We start from the raw sequence: 17920 nt of genomic DNA, 5'->3' as shown, positions 1-17920 counted from the left end.
CTATTGTTCGTTAAACAGGTTTAATTTTTTTACCCAAGATGTTTTTCTTTCTAATAAGAAAATATCTAAAAATAATAATAATAATCCAGCAAACAGAAACCACTGGAACTGATCTTTAAAATCTGCAAACTGCTTGGCTTCGAATTCTTTCTTATCCATATTTTGCAGTACCGTGGTTACTTCTTCTACAACTTCACTTGTATTTCTACCATCAATGTATGTGCCATTTGCTTGATTAGCAATTTCCTGTAAAGTTGTCGAGTTTAATTTGGTAATAACAGTACCTCCCTGACTATTTTTCTTATAACTTTGTATAATTCCGTTTCGTTTTATGGGTATAGGTGCTCCTTTTTCTAATCCTACACCGATAGTAAAGATCTTAATTCCTTCTTTGGCAGCTTCTTCTGCAATGGCCTTTACATTACCTTCATGATCTTCTCCATCACTTACAATAAATAAAACTCTATTGGTTTGCTCTTCATCATTATAGTATGTTTTTGCCAATTCTATAGCTTCATAAATTGCAGTTCCTTGAGAGGATAGCATTTCTGTATTCATAGATTGCAGGAACATCTTTCCCGAAGCATAGTCTGTAGTAATTGGTAATTGAGGAAAAGCACTACCCGCATATGCTATGATCCCAATGCGATCACTCGCCAGATTATTGATAATTTGGGTGACTAATTGCTTTGACTTTTCTAATCTATTAGGTGCAATATCTTCTGCTAGCATACTTTTAGAAACGTCTATTGCAAAAACGACATCTACTCCTTCTCGTTTTACAGTTTCAAGTTTTGTACCTACCTTAGGGTTAACCAGAGCTATCACCAAGCAAGCCAGAGCTAAACTAATTACTATGATTTTCAATACCGATTTAAAGATAGATCGATTGGGGCTCAATTTCTTAAGAAGTGCTGCATCTGCAAACTTCTTCTGAGCCGTTTTTTGCCAAACTAATACTCCTAAAAACAGCAGAATTAGTACTGGAACACCCAATAATAACCAGAAATATATTTTCTCTTCTAATACGTACATTTTCTACCTTATTCATTACATCTCATTAGTTTTCTATACCTGCGAGATTTCTATTTTTTTAAATAAAACTTCTAAATATTGTATATCTAAACAAAAATTCTACAAAAATTAATAATCCTGCCAGCAGCACTAGTGATCTAAATTTTTCTTCGTAATTATAGAATTTAAATTCTTCGATATCTGTTCTTTCTAATTTATCAATTTCTTGATAAATCTGTTGTAATTTTTTATTGTTTGTTGCTCTAAAATATTTACCTCCGGTAACTTTAGCAATTTCTTTTAATAAATCTTCATCGATTTCTACCTGTACTCTACCATATTGAAAAGATCCATTTGGTAATATAGCAACGGGAGCCAAAGCCATTCCGTTTGTACCAATACCAATTGTATAGGTTTTAATACCATATTCTACCGCTAATTCTGAAGCAATCTTAGGATCTATAAAACCAGCATTATTAGAACCATCTGTAAGTAAAATAATCACTTTACTCTTAGCTTTACTGTCTTTAAGTCGATTTACAGACGTTGCCAATCCCATTCCTATGGCAGTACCATTCTCTAAAACATTATCATATTTCACATCTTTTAAACTACCCAACACAATTGATTTATCACTTGTAATTGGAGTTTTGGTAAAGCTCTCTCCTGCATATACGACCAAACCAATACGATCATTGGGCCGATCTTTAATAAATTCTGCAGCTACTTCTTTTAATGCTTCTAATCTATTAGGCCTAAGGTCTTTTGCCAACATACTGGCAGATACATCTATCGACATTACAATATCGATACCTTTGGTAGTCTTAGTTTTGGTAGATACATCTACCGTTCTAGGTCTTGCTAATGCAGTAATAATTAAAGATAATGCTATTAGACGTATGATAAACAACAACGGTTTTAATTTGGTGAGCCAGCTTCCAGAAATTTTAAATCCTTTAACACTAGATATTTTTAAAGCCGCTTGTTGCTTATTTCGTTTCCATATATACCACCCTATTGCTAATGGAAGTAGTAAAAACAACCAAAAAAACTGTGGATTCTCAAATGTAAAATTTTCAAACATCGTTATTTGGTATTTTTAAGTTCTACAGAATTAATAATACGCTCGGCAACATCTTTCGCATAACGATCTTCTATATCATATACTAAAGTGATTTGTTGAAACCCGCCATTTTCAGCAAAATTCAACATTAGGTAGCTATTTTTTTGTTTCTTTTTGGTTACAGGATTCACTATTTCTAAATCCCCAAACACTTTAACTCCTTTTGCTCCGCCCAAAGTCTCATATTCTTCATCTTTTACAGAAATATTCTTTGCTCCTATAGACTCAAATTTTCCTACAACACCTTCGACCACTTCATTTAACTTTATTTCGGCAGGCTGTTTATATTGTATTGTGGTTACAACTACATAAAAATTTCCTGCCAGGCTTCCATATACAAAAGTTTCGTTCCCTTTAAGAGTTTGCTTTTGTTCTTCTGTCATTTGATATGCATTACGAATCAATACTCTGGGAGTAGCAACTGTAACAGGAGGAGAACCATATGCGCTTGTAATCCATTCGGTTTCTGCGAGTTCTTTTGTAGGATGCCCAAGTAGTGTGTCTTTTACAACATCGTAACCCTTAACAAAAATAAAAATGAGTAATGTAATAGCAACTACCGCCACAGCTCCAAGACTTCCTAAAATAATTTTCTTCCTGCGTTTTTTCTCGGCTACTGTTTTTCTATATTCTTCATCTGCCAGCAGTTCTTCTTCTGTTGGTTCTGGAATCGCGCTTTTTGTCTTATGAATCACCTGTTCGATAACATTACGATCTGATTTTGCTGTTATGATATCGGGTTTAGATTTGGCAAACTTGGCCATATCTGCAGTTTTCAATACATTTTTAAGTTCTTCAATAGTGGTCTTATCCAAATTAAGATTTCCTGATCTAATCTCTTCATCAAGTCGTGTAATTAACTCATCGGTGGTACTTTCCATAGCATGATCATACACTTCTTCATCGATATATTTACGAGCGGTATCACTTAACTGCGAATAGTATTCTTTATGCGAATCTTTTTCTAATAAATGAGATTCGTCAATTTTCTGAAGTGCTAGTATTGCTCTTTCATAAGGAGGCAGCTCATCTTCTTTATTTGCTTTCCGTTTTTTTCTTCTGAATATAAAAAAAGAAATCAGCCCTAATATGAGTAGTGAAATACCAATCCATAAGAACCATTTCTTCCAGTTAAAAGCAAATTTAGCATCTACATCAACCAGAGGTTTGATCTCATACATCTTTTGTTTGGTAGTATCTACCAAAATATCTCTAACCTCAACTTTAAGAGAATCTGTAAAAAAGACCTTGTCGCCGATCATTATTTTTTGTCTTGGTATCGTATAATGACCAGAATCAAACTGTGTTAATGCATATTCTTTGGTAAGGTTAAAACGTTTTCCGTTTCTAGAGGTATCAATTTTTTGTGATTCGATTACTTCTAAGGGAGTAAACGTTTGTCCTTCTGGGAAAACAACAATTTGGGTCGAATCTGCTTCGACTTGCATTTTATATCGAATCTCATTGCCTATTTCTATTGTAGTGGAGTCGATTGTTGCCGAAACCTGCGCAAAAGCACCAAATCCACTAAAGGCAAAGAATATCATCCAGGTAAAAAACCTAAGGGCTCCTGGTTGTATAGTTCTTTTTTCAAATCGTAATTTGTAATTCGTCATTCTTAAATCTTCCTTATCCTCTTCTTTTAAAATAGCCTAATAATTTCTTCACATAGCTCTCATCGATTCTACTGCTTAAAGAGCCTGCTCCACTTCGAGTAAAACTATCTTTAAAGTAATCTACTCTTTCATGATAATATGCACTGTAATTGGTTCGTGTTTTTTTAGAACCAGTATTCACCAGTAAAAGTTCTCCTGTTTCCTCATCTTCCATTTGCACCATTCCCAAATTAGGAATTTCTTCTTCTCTTCTATCATAAACTCTTATCCCGGTAACATCGTGTTTTCCTCCTACAATTTTTAATGTATGTTGATAATCATCTGCAATAAAATCAGAAAGTATAAAGACTATAGCTTTCTTTTTCATTACATTGGATAAAAACTTCAATGCTTCTGTAATATTAGTTTTCTTACTTTTAGGTTCGAACTCTAACAATTCTCGTATAATTCTTAGCACATGGGATCTTCCTTTTTTAGGCGGAATATATAACTCTATTTCATCGGTAAATAAAATTAATCCGATCTTGTCATTATTTTGGGTTGCCGAAAATGCTAAAGTTGCTGCAATTTCAGTAATGATCCCTTTTTTAAATTGTTCTTGAGTACCAAAAAGTTGTGATCCCGAAACATCTACCATCAGCATCATAGTAAGTTCTCGCTCTTCTTCAAACACTTTTATATAAGGCTCATTATACCGAGCTGTTACATTCCAATCTATATTACGTACATCATCACCAAATTGATATTGTCTCACTTCGCTAAACGTCATACCACGTCCTTTAAAAGTAGAGTGATACTCTCCTCCAAAGATGTGGTCGCTTAAGCGACGTGTCTTGATTTCAATTTTTCGAACTTTTTTTAGTAACTCTTTAGTATCCATAATTTTGCTTCAGGTTTATTCACTTTGTGAATCTTTCAGGTTTCAAGGTTTTAAACTTGAAACCAAACAACTTCAAACAATAAACTACTATGGTACTTCAATTTCATTTACAATCTTATTGATGATGTCCTCTGAAGTTACATTCTCTGCTTCGGCCTCATAGGTAATCCCTATACGATGGCGAAGTACATCAAGAATTACTGCTCGAACATCTTCTGGAATCACATATCCTCTTCGCTTAATAAAGGCATAACATTTTGCTGCAGTAGCCAAATTGATACTTCCACGAGGTGATGCTCCAAAATTGATTAAAGGTTTAAGTTCTTCTAAACCATATTTTTCTGGATAACGTGTTGCAAAAATGATATCAAGGATATACTTTTCGATTTTTTCATCCATGTATACTTCTCTAACTGCTTTCTGAGCATTAATAATCTGTTCTACTGAAACAACAGGATTTACCTGCTCAAAGGATCCTTTGAGATTTGCACGAACAATTAGTTGTTCTTCGTCTAATTTTGGATAATCAATTACTGTTTTAAGCATAAAACGGTCAACCTGAGCTTCTGGCAAAGGATATGTTCCTTCTTGCTCAACCGGGTTCTGCGTTGCCATTACCAAAAATGGCTTATCCAATATAAAAGTCTCATCTCCAATGGTTACCTGTTTTTCCTGCATAGCTTCAAGTAAAGCACTTTGCACTTTTGCCGGAGCACGGTTAATCTCATCTGCTAAGACAAAATTGGCGAAAATTGGTCCTTTTTTAATCGAAAAATCATTCTCTTTCATATTAAAAATAAGAGTTCCCACTACATCGGCTGGTAATAAATCTGGTGTAAATTGAATACGGCTAAAACTACCATGAACAGCTTTAGACAACGTATTAATGGCTAATGTTTTTGCCAAACCGGGAACTCCTTCCAGCAAAATATGACCTTGACCCAATAACCCGATGAGTAATCGTTCGACCATATGTTTTTGACCTACAATTACTTTGTTTATTTCTAGAGTTAGTAAATCTACAAATGCAGATTCTTTCTCTATTTTCTGATTGATTGAAGCAATATCAATAGCATTATTCTCTTCCATCTATTTTATTTTTTTTAAGGCGTGAATTTAACACTCATAATCCAACATTGCAAATTGTCGAATTAATTTTCATGCTCTTGTTAATTCTTGGTTAAATGTGCACTGCAAAATCTGTTTTAGGCACAAATTTTACAGTATATTTAAACCACTTTTACAAAAAATTGGACATAAAGATTTTCATCGTTTTTACGATGATCTTATCAAAAGACGGATCTGATGTAAAGGTGTTGCATTTTTTTAAATACTAAACTTACTTATGAAGACAGCATTAATCACAGGGGCCACTAGTGGAATAGGAAAATCTACCGCTATAGAATTAGCAAAACATAATATAAACCTTATTCTTTGCGGGAGAAGGCAAGATCGATTAGATACACTACAAGATGAACTAAGTAAAAAAGTGCAAGTACACACACTTTGTTTTGATGTTAGAGATAAAGACAAGGTTTTTTCTGCTATTGATAATCTTCCTTCGGGATTTAGTACAATTGATATTCTTATCAATAATGCAGGAAATGCCCATGGACTTGACCCTATTCAAACCGGAAATCTTGATGATTGGGATGCTATGATAGATATTAATGTTAAAGGGTTACTGTATGTTTCTAAGGCAATTATACCAAAAATGATTACACAACAATCTGGTCATATTATCAATATTGGCTCAATTGCAGGAAAAGAAGTCTATCCAAACGGAAACATCTATTGTGCAAGCAAACACGCTGTAGATGCAATCAATAAGGGGATGCGTATGGATCTTAACTCATACGGTATTAGAGTAGGTGCTATTCATCCGGGACTAGTAGAAACCGAGTTTAGCAATGTTAGGTTTAAAGGCAATGATCAAAAAGCAGATACTGTGTATAAAGGTTTTGATCCATTAACTCCAGAAGATATTGCTGATATTATAGCTTTTGTGGTTACACGACCATATCACGTTAATATTGCAGATCTTATTGTATTCCCAACTGCACAAGCTGGCAGTACAATAGTTAATAAAAGTTTATAATTTCTTTATTCTTATCGCATTGTTGACCCAATAAAAATGGCTAAGTTTATATTGGGAAAAGTTTCAATTGCTATTTGTAAACGGAATGATTAACAAACGCCTCCTTATTAAGAACCTACTGGCACATAATGACGAAAATAGTTTTTATGATAAGAAGCGTAAACTTAATATTGGAGAGAAAGAGGGAAAAGCCAAATTCTTAAAGCATATTTGTGCCTTAGCCAATTCTAACCCCAAAAACAATTCCTATATTGTAATAGGAGTTGAGGATGAAGACAATCAAATTATAGGGGTTGATTTTTTTGACGATAGTAAAATCCAAAATCTGGTGAATGCATATTTAGACAACCCTCCTATCGTGTCTTATGAAAATATCCCTTTTCCTCATCTATCATCGGATAAAGTAGTTGGTTTAGTAACAATCCGACCTCAAGGGGGACAACTCTGTTCTCTTCGTAAAAATATTTGGAAATATTATGGTGGTAGTGTCTTTTTTAGGGATGGTAGCATGAGTATGCCTAAAGTTTTTGATATCGAAATCAAAGATGTCAATTCAGAAATTGTAGACGCTATCGAGAGTCATGCCCAGAATAATATTGAACTTACTTTGGATGGAGTGTTTGATTTTATGAATTCTAGAACAGATTACAATCCTGCATATAAGGTTTTTAAAGAATATTTTGTGGTTTGCTGGGCAGCCAAAGAAAAACGGCAAAATGGAGAAATATATTACTCCCGAGTAGATATTGAATTAATCAATGAGCATGTAAAGCTATTTTACTCAGAATTAGATGAAGTGAGTATATCCTTAACCGATGACCAGTTTAAGATTATAGAATATGTGCAGTTAGGCTTAAAGGATACTTTTAGTTATTATCCTTTAGAAGAAGTTGTGATCACCTTTAAGGATAATGCCAGTTATGATATCGAAAGTAAACTTCTTTTTGATCCACCAAAATTTGATCTTAAAACATTATATCATTTATATAATAGTAACAATGCATTAATCGAGAAATTAAAAAACAAAATTCCTTTATCAAAAAACGAAGAAAAAGATATTATAAATCTTCCTGCTACGTATTTGATATGTTATTTTAATGATCTTAGAGAAGCAAAAGAAAAATTAGAAGAAGCAAAACCATATTTAAAACTCTATAATGATACTATATATTCTCTCTGTAAAGAAAGCATTCGAATTTTGAGAAAAGTCAGATATAGTTAATGGGGCAAAAAAGATCAACGATTAATCAACTATGGGAAGAATTTTAGTAATTGGAGATATTCACGGTGCGCTAACTGCATTAGAGCAAATACTTGAAAGAGCAAAAGTAACTAGAGATGACACTCTTATATTTTTGGGAGATTATGTAGATGGCTGGAGTCATAGTGCCCAATTAGTTTCGTTCCTGATTACCCTCAAAACATCACATAAATGCATTTTTATTAAAGGAAATCATGATGATCTTTGTTATACCTGGCTCACACAACATACTCACAATTCTGAATGGATACAACATGGTGGTCAAGCGACTATGGATTCCTATGCAAAATTATCCCCAAAAGAAATTAATACTCATCTCCATTTTTATGAAACTCTCAATAATTATCACATAGATACTCATAATCGTTTGTTTCTTCATGCCGGATTCACTAATCTTCGCGGACCTCATCGAGAATATTTTAGTGAATCATTTTATTGGGACAGGACTTTATGGGAAACTGCATTGGCAACGGATCCCAATCTAAAAAAAACAGATCTAAAATACCCTAAACGATTATTGCTTTTTGATGAGGTTTATATTGGTCATACTCCCGTTACACGAATCAATCAGACCACCCCAACACAGGCTATTTGTGTATGGAATATGGATACAGGAGCTGCATTTAAAGGACCACTTACTATAATGGATATTAATACCAAGGAGTTTTGGCAAAGTGATCCCGTATACCAATTATATCCGCATGAGAATGGTAGAAACTAAAAATTCATAATAAAAATTACTACCCAAGGGTAACAAAAATTTAAAGTTATTGATCTAAGGTTGTAAATGATAAAAAATCACATATCATGAAAACAACAATTAAATTTTTAGCATACTTACTAATAGCTTTTTCTTTAATTTTTATAATTATAAAGGAAAAGATCAATCTAATAGAAAAATCAATCCTCAAAGCAGAACCCAGCTAGATAGATATTAGATCCAATTACAACTCATCTTTTGTTCTATTTTTCAAAATGAAATAGACTACAGAATTGGTAGTATTTTTTAAACATAAGTTTAAGGCAATACAAATTCGGGAAATAACCCTTATAAATATATGGTTTTACCCTATAATAATTAAGGTTTTAACCTCTTGATAGCTTTTTAAGCTCGTTGCATCTTTGTAGCATGTAGTTGTAATTGTGGGATCTATTATTAAAACACTTCGCAAATAAACAATTGAATATTCACACAATTAATAATTAATAACATGAAAAGTATGGAAACAATAATGAAAAAATTTAAGTACGGTCTTTTGGTACTAATCTTAGTTTTAGGCTCTTGCTCTGCAGAAGATGGGGTCGATGGCCAAATAGGACCACAGGGGCCTGCAGGAGCTGATGGAACAAATGGACAAGATGGAAACGCTAATGTAGTCTCTGTTTTATTCGAAAACCAAACGATATCTAACGGAGATAATGTTTTTGACATTCCCGAATTAACTCAGAAAATATTTGACACCGGTATTGTTTATGCCTATGTTACCGTCACAGGTAATACCTATTGGGAAACTTTACCGCTTAGTCTAGGCCAGCAAATCATCCTGGAGATCGACAAGATTGAGGTTGGAAAAGCCACATTACGTGCTACTTTTACTCAATCCAATCTTAGACTTCGGTTTGTGCTGGTAGAAGGCAATGATGCCAGCGGCATTAATTTTGAGAATTATCTAGAAGTACAGTCATTTTATAATCTAACAGATTAACTTCAATATCCAGATTAACTTCAATATCTAGTAGTCAAACATGCGTATTTAAAGAAAATTTTAACTATACAATAAACGACAAACAACTCTTACCCAATTTCTTCATGGGTAGGGGTTGTTTTATTAGAGTATTTCAAAATCAATTGATTTATTTTTTAATTTCTTCTTTTCTTAAAAAACATATTCTATGATCAAAAAACAGATCAGCGTATGACTTAAAGAATAACAAACCAGCATAGGCGTAACATTCTATTTTACCATTACAGAATAAGTGCTAATCTAAAAACGGAAAATATTTTAGACAAGATCCATATGAAGGACTGGGGTCTTGTCTTCTATAAACGTTATATTATAAACTCATTCTCACCGAAAAATAGCAAAAGGACACATGCCAAAAAGTTTACTATATGTAATTTATGTTCTTATTTTATCAAATGTATATTATTGTAGCCTCAATGCACAAAATAACCAAGATAGAAATACAACTCAAATTCCTTTTGAAGTATACAAAACTACCAGTGATACCATATCGATACACGATATCATAAAATCTAATACCCTTTTTCGATCATCCAAATATTTTACTAAAAAAACTAGTTCTAAAGATATTTATTGGATAAAAATCGACCTCGACAAAGAATTAAAAACATTAAAAACAGATAGTCTCTGGTATTTAAAATCCTGTAATTATGGATATGCATCTTTATTCTATGCTGAAAACAATACACTTATAGAAAAGAAATTTGGTCTATTTGATGGTTCAGAAAAAATTAATTCTATATCCTATATTCCTAGAATACCTTTTAAATATAAGTCTCTTATCAAAAAGAGATTTATATATTTAAAAATAAGGCGTTTAAGATTTTCGGATCGTGTTACTAATTGGAAATTTCATTATGCTTCACAAACCATAAACCAGTCTGTACAAAATTATTACTCTCAAAAAAACATTATAACTCCAATACGTAAATATATTTTTTCAGGGGTATGTCTGGTTATGTTCATTCTTACTCTTGCTTTCTTTATAACTTCAAGAAATATTGAATTCTTATTTTACTCTTTATACATTTTCTGCTTATTTATCTATCTAAATGGCACTTTACTTATAGCAAACAATATCATTTTTGATGACTATAACATTATCACTCATTGGTTTTTTCAGATTGTACAAATATTAATTAATTTATGTTATGTTTATTTTGTTTCGTTTTATCTAGCCACAAAAAAAGACTATCCTACACTTAATCGTATCATAAAATACATCATTTATTCGCTTATTATCATTATAATTTTAGATAGTCTCTTTTTGTATTTTAAATATTTTGAAGGAGCTATTTATATTATGAATGTTCAGCGTTTTATAATGACTCTTTTTGGTATTGGCGGGATGATCTATTTATTACTAACCGCCAAAAATAGTTTAGCCTATTTTATAGTTGCAGGATCATTCTTATTTATGATAGGCACTCTAGGTTTCTTTTTTTTCAAGACAAGTATTTACATGATGGCAGGAGCTACTCTCGAAATTATAATTTTTGCGTTAGGCTTGGCATATAAAATGCATCAGGAACATAAAGAAAAGCTCCTCTTCGAAAAAGAATCATTTATTAACAATTGTAAAGCTCTAAGAGCTCAGATAAATCCTCATTTTATTTTTAATTCTTTAGGATCAATTCAACATCTAATTGTACTCGAAAAAAAAGAAGCTGCTTTAAAATATTTGGCTAAGTTTAGTCATTTAATACGAAACCTTCTTGAAAACTCTATAGAAACGAATATCGTATTATCTGATGAAATCAACTTACTACGGCAATATCTAGAATTAGAAGCTTTACGTTTTGACACCACTTTTAAGTACATTATTCATGTAGATGATACACTAAACGCAGATGCCGAAGAAGTACCTATGTTGATCATTCAGCCATTAGTCGAAAATGCAATCCTGTACGGTTTATTGAATAAAAAAGAAGGTAGTAAAAAACTAAATATTTGTTTCAGAAAAGAAAAAAATCAAATTATTTGTAAAATAGATGATAATGGTATAGGAAGAAATGCCGCTAAAAACATAAATTCGTCTCTTAAAAAAACCACAAAATCCAGAGGTTTAGAATTAACTGAAAAAAGATTACAAAGATTTCACAAATCTGAAGAAAAAAATATAGAAATTATAGACAAAATAGATAGCCATGGTACGTCTATAGGAACAAGGGTGATTATCAAAATTCAAACAGAATAAAATTTTCTAATTATGAGCTTAACAGCAATAATTGTAGATGATGAAAAACACAGTAGAGAAACCTTAACAAAATTACTTGAAGAGTTTTGCCTGGAAACAACTGTTTTGACTACTGCAAATTCTGTAACAGAAGCTGTCGATAAAATTAAAAACTATAATCCTGATGTTGTCTTTTTGGATATCGAACTACAATCAGGAATAGGTTTTGATATATTAACCCAAATCGATACTATAAATTTTGAAGTGATTTTTACCACTGCTTATGAGCAATATGCTATACAAGCCATAAAATTTTCATCTTTAGATTATTTACTTAAACCTTTAAGTATTGAAGAACTCAAAAATGCCATAGAAAAAGCAAAGAAAAAGAAAGATCAAGAGATTTATAAAAAACAATTAGAAACCTTAATAGATAATCTACAACAGCCAAAGTTTAATAAAATATGCCTCTCTACAGCAGATAGTGTAGAATTTATTAATGTAGAGGATATCATATACTGCAAGGCTAATGGTGCCTATACTTCATTTATTCTTAAAGATAATATATCTCTATTAGTAAGTAAGCATCTTAAAGAATATGAAAACTTATTGATCGAACAACAATTTATGAGAATACATAATAGTTTTTTGATCAATTTAAAAGAAGTAAAAAAATTTGTGAAATCTGATGGAGGTTATATTATAATGAACAATAACGATAGTATAAATATCTCAAAAAACAAAAAAGAGAAGTTTCTTGTTTCTATGAGTCATCTGCAGTAATAATACAGCAAACCGTATTCTTGTCATTTACATATCCTAAATGAATCCATATCTCGATTAATGTGTTGTCTTATCAATTGAAAAGGCATGCCCGTCTATTGAAAACATACATCCATCAATTGAAACACACCTCTTGTCAATTGCTTCTTACCACTCTTAATTAACTACTCTAAATTTACCAAAACGCTGATATACAGAATTAAAGTATAACACCTAAACCTTTGATATAAATCAGTATCGTTATTTAAAAAATCTTAATATTTCACATCATGTTAAACAACATTTTAAATTTAGAAAACGTCAAAAAAATTGACAAAAAACAGCAAAATAGAATTGCAGGAGGAGTCTTTTCTAACTATTGCGGATCGTGTTGTCAGTACTGTAGAAGTAATGGACATGACACAGGAGCTCTTCATAATGGAGATTGTTATTGCTCTAATTATAGACACTAAAAAATAAGTCTTTTATGTCCCATAAGCAATTAACCCCTAGTCATAAACTCATGGTTAGGGGTTAAAAAAACTAATCCATCTTAAAATCAATATGAAACACCTAATCAAATCAAGTTTAGCAAAAGCTATAGTAGTATTCGCTATTTTCTTATTCTATTCGTGTAGCTACGAAGAGGATATGATATTAGAAAATGAAACCTTAGTCGAAAATAAAGAGTTAGTTTTTGAAGCTCCACTTCCTCCTATTATATCTGATGGCCCTTATAACTATAAAGCTATAGGATATTCCTTTATACAGAACCAACAAGAGCATAGAGGTAGTTATTATAGCCCACTTGGGGGGTCTTCTAATTATCCTTTGGCATTAATCATGCACGGAAATGGATATAAATATGACGAATATGAAGTTTTACAAAGACATCTCGCAAAACATGGTATTGCAAGCGCAAGTATACGGTGGAGCTCAGGTAAACATGATATGAGTGTAAATACAGAAATGTCAAACCATGTCAATTGGATATATAGCAAATATCCGAACCTGACTAACTCTATAGCACTCATAGGTCATAGTATGGGAGGTGGAGCCGTAGTGAGATTTGCCGATGATCTGGAAACCACAACAGGTAAAAATGTAAAATCTGTAATATCGCTTGCTCCCGCACTTCAACATGATATGAGTGTTAAACATAACCTAATTAATACTATAAAAGGGCTACTGGTCATATACTCTGGAAATGATGAGGATAGATATGGGGCAAAAAGTTTTGACGGAAGAGAGCAAAGCGGTTTTAAATTTTATGATGAATGCTCTGCAGAAGGATCAACTTTTAGCAACTTATTTCCTGCAAAGGATATGATCTTTTTTAAAGATGGCCGTCATACTATGTATACTGATAGGAGTCAACTTCTTCCCCCATTTAACTATCAATACAGTGGTGTTAATCAAAATAAAGTAATCAATGCCTATATATTGGCACATCTGAAATTATATCTTCAAAATCATCAACAATACAACCAGTTTTTTAAATACCAGAGAAGGCCTTCTAATATGCCCCAAAATGACGTATCTGAGTTTTATCAACAACATACAGATGCCAAAAAAAGTGTTCTTGCCAACTTCGAAAACAATTCGGCTACCAAAAATTATACTGGAGGAGATATCGTTAAATCTTCTAGTGGGATTAATACAATGAAAGTAGGGAACAGTTGGAAACTTCATTCTTACTCACCTCATCATACTAAGGCAATGAGAATAACGTGGACCAAAAGAAATGTAGGAAGTTCGTTTGTGAAATTTAAATACCCGTCATCTCGTAATTTGTCATCATATTCATTTCTAAGCATCAGAGCATCCCAAATTTATAAGAACATTTATAACACCATAGATAAAGAGCAGGATTTCTACATTAGACTCAAGGATAAACAAGGCAAATACTCAAAAAAAGTGAAGATCAGTGATTTTGGTATAATACCCTATCCAATAAAACACAGCGGTAATACCATACTCCCCTTACAAACACCCATTTCTAAACTTACAAAAAGTGCCATGACCAGTACACTAATCCCATTAAGTGCATTTGGTAACATTATTAACCTTTCAAATATAAAAGAAGTATTCCTCGTATTTGATGTTCCGGGTCATGAAACAGGAGCTATTATGATTGATAATTTAGAATTTTATAAGTAACCCAGAAGTAGTTTGTGTAGTATATTTTTTGAATTCAATATCACTATGCCGTTTTAAATGTTTTCCAATCTTCTAATTCCCTGTCTGGGTTACTGAATATCCCCGCACTCTCTAATTCGATCAAGAGTTAGAGAGTGTTTAAACTAAAAATAAGATTAAAACAATGAAATACTTTACAGGCATTTTTTCACGAATTGAGTATCACTATCATAAAGATTTACAACTTCTTTTATCAAAGAACTTTGTTCACTACATTCAAAATTGGGTAAAATTAGATCATTTGAAAACTAAATTTACCAACACAAAACCTACCTTAAAGAAAGTTTACATAAAGCAAAATAGTATTAAATATTTCTGTTTCCTTATACTTATATTCACAGGGAGTTGTACAGATGAATCTTTTTTAATAGATGAGATTCCCGATTCGGATATTATTGATGATTTCGGTACCAATTGGCCATTAGAACACAATGCATATTCTTGGGATGGTTCCTGGGAGCCTACCACTGATGATTTCCCTCTTGATGGCCTTTACGACGAGATTTATTTTGATGGACATACTGTGGAAGGGGAAGCTTCTCCTATTTTGCCTCCTGGAAAATGGGATTGGAACATAACCTCATTGTTGGCAAATTGGCGAGGGTTTTCAAATTCTGTAGGAAACTTTGACCTACTTGTTGATTTTTCTGATCAAGAATTTGGCTGGAGACTCAATCGCAATGTAATTACTGGGATTGATGTGACTTCACATCTAGAACTATTTTATGGCTCACCAGGTACTGATATTATTGATTTAGGATTGCAAGGTTCTTTTAGTTCGGCAGGTAATCCTATGTATGGAGATCCTGTAAATTTTGGAGATGGCCCAGATATGTTGAGGTTTCGTCATAGCCATTCAGCAACAGTCAGAACGGGTTCTAGCGCAACAGGCCACCAGCATGATAATGATCTAGTAATTATTGGAAGCGCAGAAGTACTAAATCCAGGGGTATATGATATTATGACCACCAGTATTCATACAGGTCCGGGAAACGATTTAATTTTTGTAAATAACTGGGAAAGAGCAGCAATAGATGCGGGAAATGGAAACGACGGTAGAACAGATGCACTGGATACTTATGACGGGACAGATATTGTTGTTATAGGAGGAAATGCACGTGATTTTAGAGTCTTTGGTGGAAATGGCGGAGATCTTTTTGTCTGGCATGTAGATGAAGTAAATCAGCAACCTAATACATGGCTTGGTCCTAATTTTTTTGGAGGAGGAGCATGGGGAAATGCGCTATGGTCTGATACCGGTGTTGATCGTTTAGTACTAGGAATTCCTTCTAATACCAGAATCGTTACCTCACCAGGAGATGCAGAACAAGGGACACTTCTTGTAATGATAGGCCACAATTATGAAACAGTAATTGACGACCCAACTACTCATGATGAAGCTGCAAGATATTACATCACTGCACCTCCTGGTCCAGATGGGCAGAAAACGATCACGTTGCAGTACATATCCATTAGTGGTCATGTTAATACTGCGTACTTCTATATCACTGATGTTGAAGAACTTCAAGTAGGTATTGGAAACGATGCAAAAGTTTTTCAATTGGATGATGTAGAAGGAACAGCAACACTTAACCCAACTATTGATGTAATTACCAACATTCCTTCTAGAAGCAGCTTTACAATATTGATGGATAGTTTTCTTAAGTGATATTTCCTATTGTTTTATCTAGTTAATTCTTAAAACAATGTCTTTGTAACAATTGTGCTGCAAAAACATTGTTTTTCAGAATTAAAAATTCAGATTCCTATTTATATACTGCCTACTTCAGATTGGCTGAAAAAAATTTTTCATCAACCATTCAATTTTGTAGCTTTAGAACACAAATTTAAAATCAACTCATCAATGGGAATTTTTGACGAAATAAAGAAAAAACTTAGCCACGAATTTATAGATATCATAGAATGGTTAGACTATACCGATGATACTATTGTGCATCGGTTTGAACGATATCAAAATGAAATTAAAAATGAAGCGAAGCTTATCGTAAGAGAAGGACAAACTGCAGTTTTTATTAATGAAGGACAACTAGCAGATGTGTTCACTCCCGGAACATACACCTTAAATACACAAAATCTACCTATTTTAACGACGTTAAAAGGTTGGAAATATGGATTTAATAGTCCTTTTAAAGCTGAAGTATATTTTGTAAATACACATTTATTTACTGATGAAAAATGGGGAACCAAAAATCCAATTACCTTAAACGATGATCGTTTTGGGCTAGTAGAAATTCGTGCTTTTGGAACCTATGCATTTAAGATTAATGATGCCGGTAAATTTATAATTGATATTGTAGGAACAGATGCTAATTTCACTAATTTCGAGATCAATGAACATCTTAAAAGTTTAATCTCTACGCGATTTACTGATACGGTTGGCGAAGCTAATTTACCTATCGAGCTATATGCCGCTAATACTACAGAATTATCTGAGACTTGTCTTGATGTAATGCAACCCGAATTTAACTCTGTAGGTATTTCTCTGGAAAAATTCTTTATCGAGAATGTTTCTATGCCAGAAGAGTTGAAAAAAGAGATCTTTGAATATAGCAGAATTGATAAGCTTGATCTCGACAAATTAACCAAATTTAAGACCGCAAAAGCTATTGAAGCTGCCGCAGCCAATGAAGGAGGTACAGCAGGAGCTGGAATGGGAATGGGAATGGGATTTGTTCTGGCTCAACAAATGGGGGGCATGATGAACCCAATGGGAGGACAACAACAAATACAACCTCAACAAACTGCTCCGGTAGCTCCACCACCAATGCCAGTGCAAGTACAGTATTTTTATGCTCAAAACGGACAACAGGCAGGACCCGCATCCTTTGAACAATTAAAAGCACTATTTGCCAATAGAACCATAAATAAAGATTCTTTGGTATGGAAACAAGGAATGGATAGCTGGGTTGCGCTAAAAGATGTAGAAGAGCTAAAATCATTTCTAGGCGGAAGCACTCCTCCTCCATTACCCGGGAATTAAAAAATAAAAACTCATCTCAAAATTAATTTTGGGATAGGACGTAAC

The 17920-nt window shown here is 33.0% G+C and carries 15 protein-coding genes; 10 read left to right on the top strand and 5 right to left on the bottom strand.

Going from position 1 to position 17920, the window contains the following annotated elements:
* The 5 genes from DG435_RS13345 to DG435_RS13325 all read right to left on the bottom strand — a co-directional run bounded on the left by DG435_RS13345 (window position 1) and on the right by DG435_RS13325 (window position 5722).
* Window positions 1–1035 carry a VWA domain-containing protein gene (locus tag DG435_RS13345; RefSeq protein WP_106791638.1) on the bottom strand — a complete coding sequence of 345 codons (1035 nt, stop codon included), beginning with the start codon at window positions 1033–1035 and terminating at the stop codon, window positions 1–3.
* A 58-nt stretch (window positions 1036–1093) separates the two neighbouring features.
* A complete protein-coding gene (locus DG435_RS13340; protein ID WP_106791639.1) occupies window positions 1094–2098 on the bottom strand; it encodes a VWA domain-containing protein in 1005 nt (334 codons plus the stop codon).
* Between the two features lie 2 nt (window positions 2099–2100).
* A complete protein-coding gene (locus DG435_RS13335) occupies window positions 2101–3753 on the bottom strand; it encodes a BatD family protein (RefSeq protein ID WP_108840622.1) in 1653 nt (550 codons plus the stop codon).
* A 13-nt stretch (window positions 3754–3766) separates the two neighbouring features.
* Window positions 3767–4633, bottom strand: a complete 867-nt coding sequence (locus tag DG435_RS13330) for a DUF58 domain-containing protein (RefSeq protein WP_106791641.1) — start codon at window positions 4631–4633, stop codon at window positions 3767–3769.
* Between the two features lie 87 nt (window positions 4634–4720).
* On the bottom strand, window positions 4721–5722 hold the full coding sequence (locus tag DG435_RS13325) for a MoxR family ATPase (RefSeq protein ID WP_024769727.1): 1002 nt from the start codon (window positions 5720–5722) through the stop codon (window positions 4721–4723).
* 256 nt (window positions 5723–5978) lie between these two features.
* Between DG435_RS13325 and DG435_RS13320 the strand changes: the two genes are divergently transcribed.
* The 10 genes from DG435_RS13320 to DG435_RS13280 all read left to right on the top strand — a co-directional run bounded on the left by DG435_RS13320 (window position 5979) and on the right by DG435_RS13280 (window position 17875).
* Complete coding sequence (locus DG435_RS13320; RefSeq protein ID WP_106791642.1) at window positions 5979–6731, top strand: SDR family NAD(P)-dependent oxidoreductase; 753 nt, start codon at window positions 5979–5981, stop codon at window positions 6729–6731.
* Between the two features lie 85 nt (window positions 6732–6816).
* On the top strand, window positions 6817–7953 hold the full coding sequence (locus tag DG435_RS13315) for an ATP-binding protein (protein ID WP_106791643.1): 1137 nt from the start codon (window positions 6817–6819) through the stop codon (window positions 7951–7953).
* A 31-nt stretch (window positions 7954–7984) separates the two neighbouring features.
* Entirely contained in the window at window positions 7985–8713 is a 729-nt protein-coding gene (locus DG435_RS13310) for a metallophosphoesterase (protein ID WP_106791644.1), read from the top strand.
* A 499-nt stretch (window positions 8714–9212) separates the two neighbouring features.
* On the top strand, window positions 9213–9698 hold the full coding sequence (locus DG435_RS13305) for a hypothetical protein (RefSeq protein WP_159025483.1): 486 nt from the start codon (window positions 9213–9215) through the stop codon (window positions 9696–9698).
* 388 nt (window positions 9699–10086) lie between these two features.
* On the top strand, window positions 10087–11934 hold the full coding sequence (locus tag DG435_RS13300; protein WP_106791646.1) for a sensor histidine kinase: 1848 nt from the start codon (window positions 10087–10089) through the stop codon (window positions 11932–11934).
* Between the two features lie 12 nt (window positions 11935–11946).
* Window positions 11947–12696: a LytTR family DNA-binding domain-containing protein gene (locus DG435_RS13295; protein ID WP_106791647.1), complete on the top strand. Its 750-nt coding sequence runs from the start codon at window positions 11947–11949 to the stop codon at window positions 12694–12696.
* A gap of 269 nt (window positions 12697–12965) precedes the next feature.
* Window positions 12966–13148, top strand: coding sequence for a hypothetical protein (locus tag DG435_RS25555; protein WP_159025484.1), 183 nt, complete (start codon window positions 12966–12968; stop codon window positions 13146–13148).
* 91 nt (window positions 13149–13239) lie between these two features.
* Window positions 13240–14835, top strand: a complete 1596-nt coding sequence (locus DG435_RS13290) for an alpha/beta hydrolase (protein WP_159025485.1) — start codon at window positions 13240–13242, stop codon at window positions 14833–14835.
* 280 nt (window positions 14836–15115) lie between these two features.
* Window positions 15116–16543 carry a hypothetical protein gene (locus DG435_RS13285; protein WP_159025486.1) on the top strand — a complete coding sequence of 476 codons (1428 nt, stop codon included), beginning with the start codon at window positions 15116–15118 and terminating at the stop codon, window positions 16541–16543.
* A gap of 195 nt (window positions 16544–16738) precedes the next feature.
* Entirely contained in the window at window positions 16739–17875 is a 1137-nt protein-coding gene (locus tag DG435_RS13280; protein WP_024769740.1) for an SPFH domain-containing protein, read from the top strand.
* Window positions 17876–17920: the final 45 nt, after the last annotated feature.

The sequence above is a fragment of the Aquimarina sp. Aq78 genome, from assembly GCF_900299525.1.
In the GTDB taxonomy this organism is placed as follows: domain Bacteria; phylum Bacteroidota; class Bacteroidia; order Flavobacteriales; family Flavobacteriaceae; genus Aquimarina.
Note: the sequence above shows the minus strand (reverse complement) of the source record. Positions and strands in the feature narration are given on the sequence as shown.

What these genes read in the sequence shown, in the direction of transcription:
- DG435_RS13320 (WP_106791642.1), top strand. Translation starts at nt 5,979, where the DNA reads ATGAAGACAGCATTAATCACAGGGGCCACTAGTGGAATAGGAAAATCT.
- DG435_RS13280 (WP_024769740.1), top strand. Translation starts at nt 16,739, where the DNA reads ATGGGAATTTTTGACGAAATAAAGAAAAAACTTAGCCACGAATTTATA.
- DG435_RS13290 (WP_159025485.1), top strand. Translation starts at nt 13,240, where the DNA reads ATGAAACACCTAATCAAATCAAGTTTAGCAAAAGCTATAGTAGTATTC.
- DG435_RS13330 (WP_106791641.1), bottom strand. Translation starts at nt 4,633, where the DNA reads ATGGATACTAAAGAGTTACTAAAAAAAGTTCGAAAAATTGAAATCAAG.
- DG435_RS13335 (WP_108840622.1), bottom strand. Translation starts at nt 3,753, where the DNA reads ATGACGAATTACAAATTACGATTTGAAAAAAGAACTATACAACCAGGA.
- DG435_RS13310 (WP_106791644.1), top strand. Translation starts at nt 7,985, where the DNA reads ATGGGAAGAATTTTAGTAATTGGAGATATTCACGGTGCGCTAACTGCA.
- DG435_RS13345 (WP_106791638.1), bottom strand. Translation starts at nt 1,035, where the DNA reads ATGTACGTATTAGAAGAGAAAATATATTTCTGGTTATTATTGGGTGTT.
- DG435_RS13325 (WP_024769727.1), bottom strand. Translation starts at nt 5,722, where the DNA reads ATGGAAGAGAATAATGCTATTGATATTGCTTCAATCAATCAGAAAATA.
- DG435_RS13300 (WP_106791646.1), top strand. Translation starts at nt 10,087, where the DNA reads ATGCCAAAAAGTTTACTATATGTAATTTATGTTCTTATTTTATCAAAT.
- DG435_RS13295 (WP_106791647.1), top strand. Translation starts at nt 11,947, where the DNA reads ATGAGCTTAACAGCAATAATTGTAGATGATGAAAAACACAGTAGAGAA.
- DG435_RS13340 (WP_106791639.1), bottom strand. Translation starts at nt 2,098, where the DNA reads ATGTTTGAAAATTTTACATTTGAGAATCCACAGTTTTTTTGGTTGTTT.
- DG435_RS13315 (WP_106791643.1), top strand. Translation starts at nt 6,817, where the DNA reads ATGATTAACAAACGCCTCCTTATTAAGAACCTACTGGCACATAATGAC.
- DG435_RS13305 (WP_159025483.1), top strand. Translation starts at nt 9,213, where the DNA reads ATGGAAACAATAATGAAAAAATTTAAGTACGGTCTTTTGGTACTAATC.
- DG435_RS25555 (WP_159025484.1), top strand. Translation starts at nt 12,966, where the DNA reads ATGTTAAACAACATTTTAAATTTAGAAAACGTCAAAAAAATTGACAAA.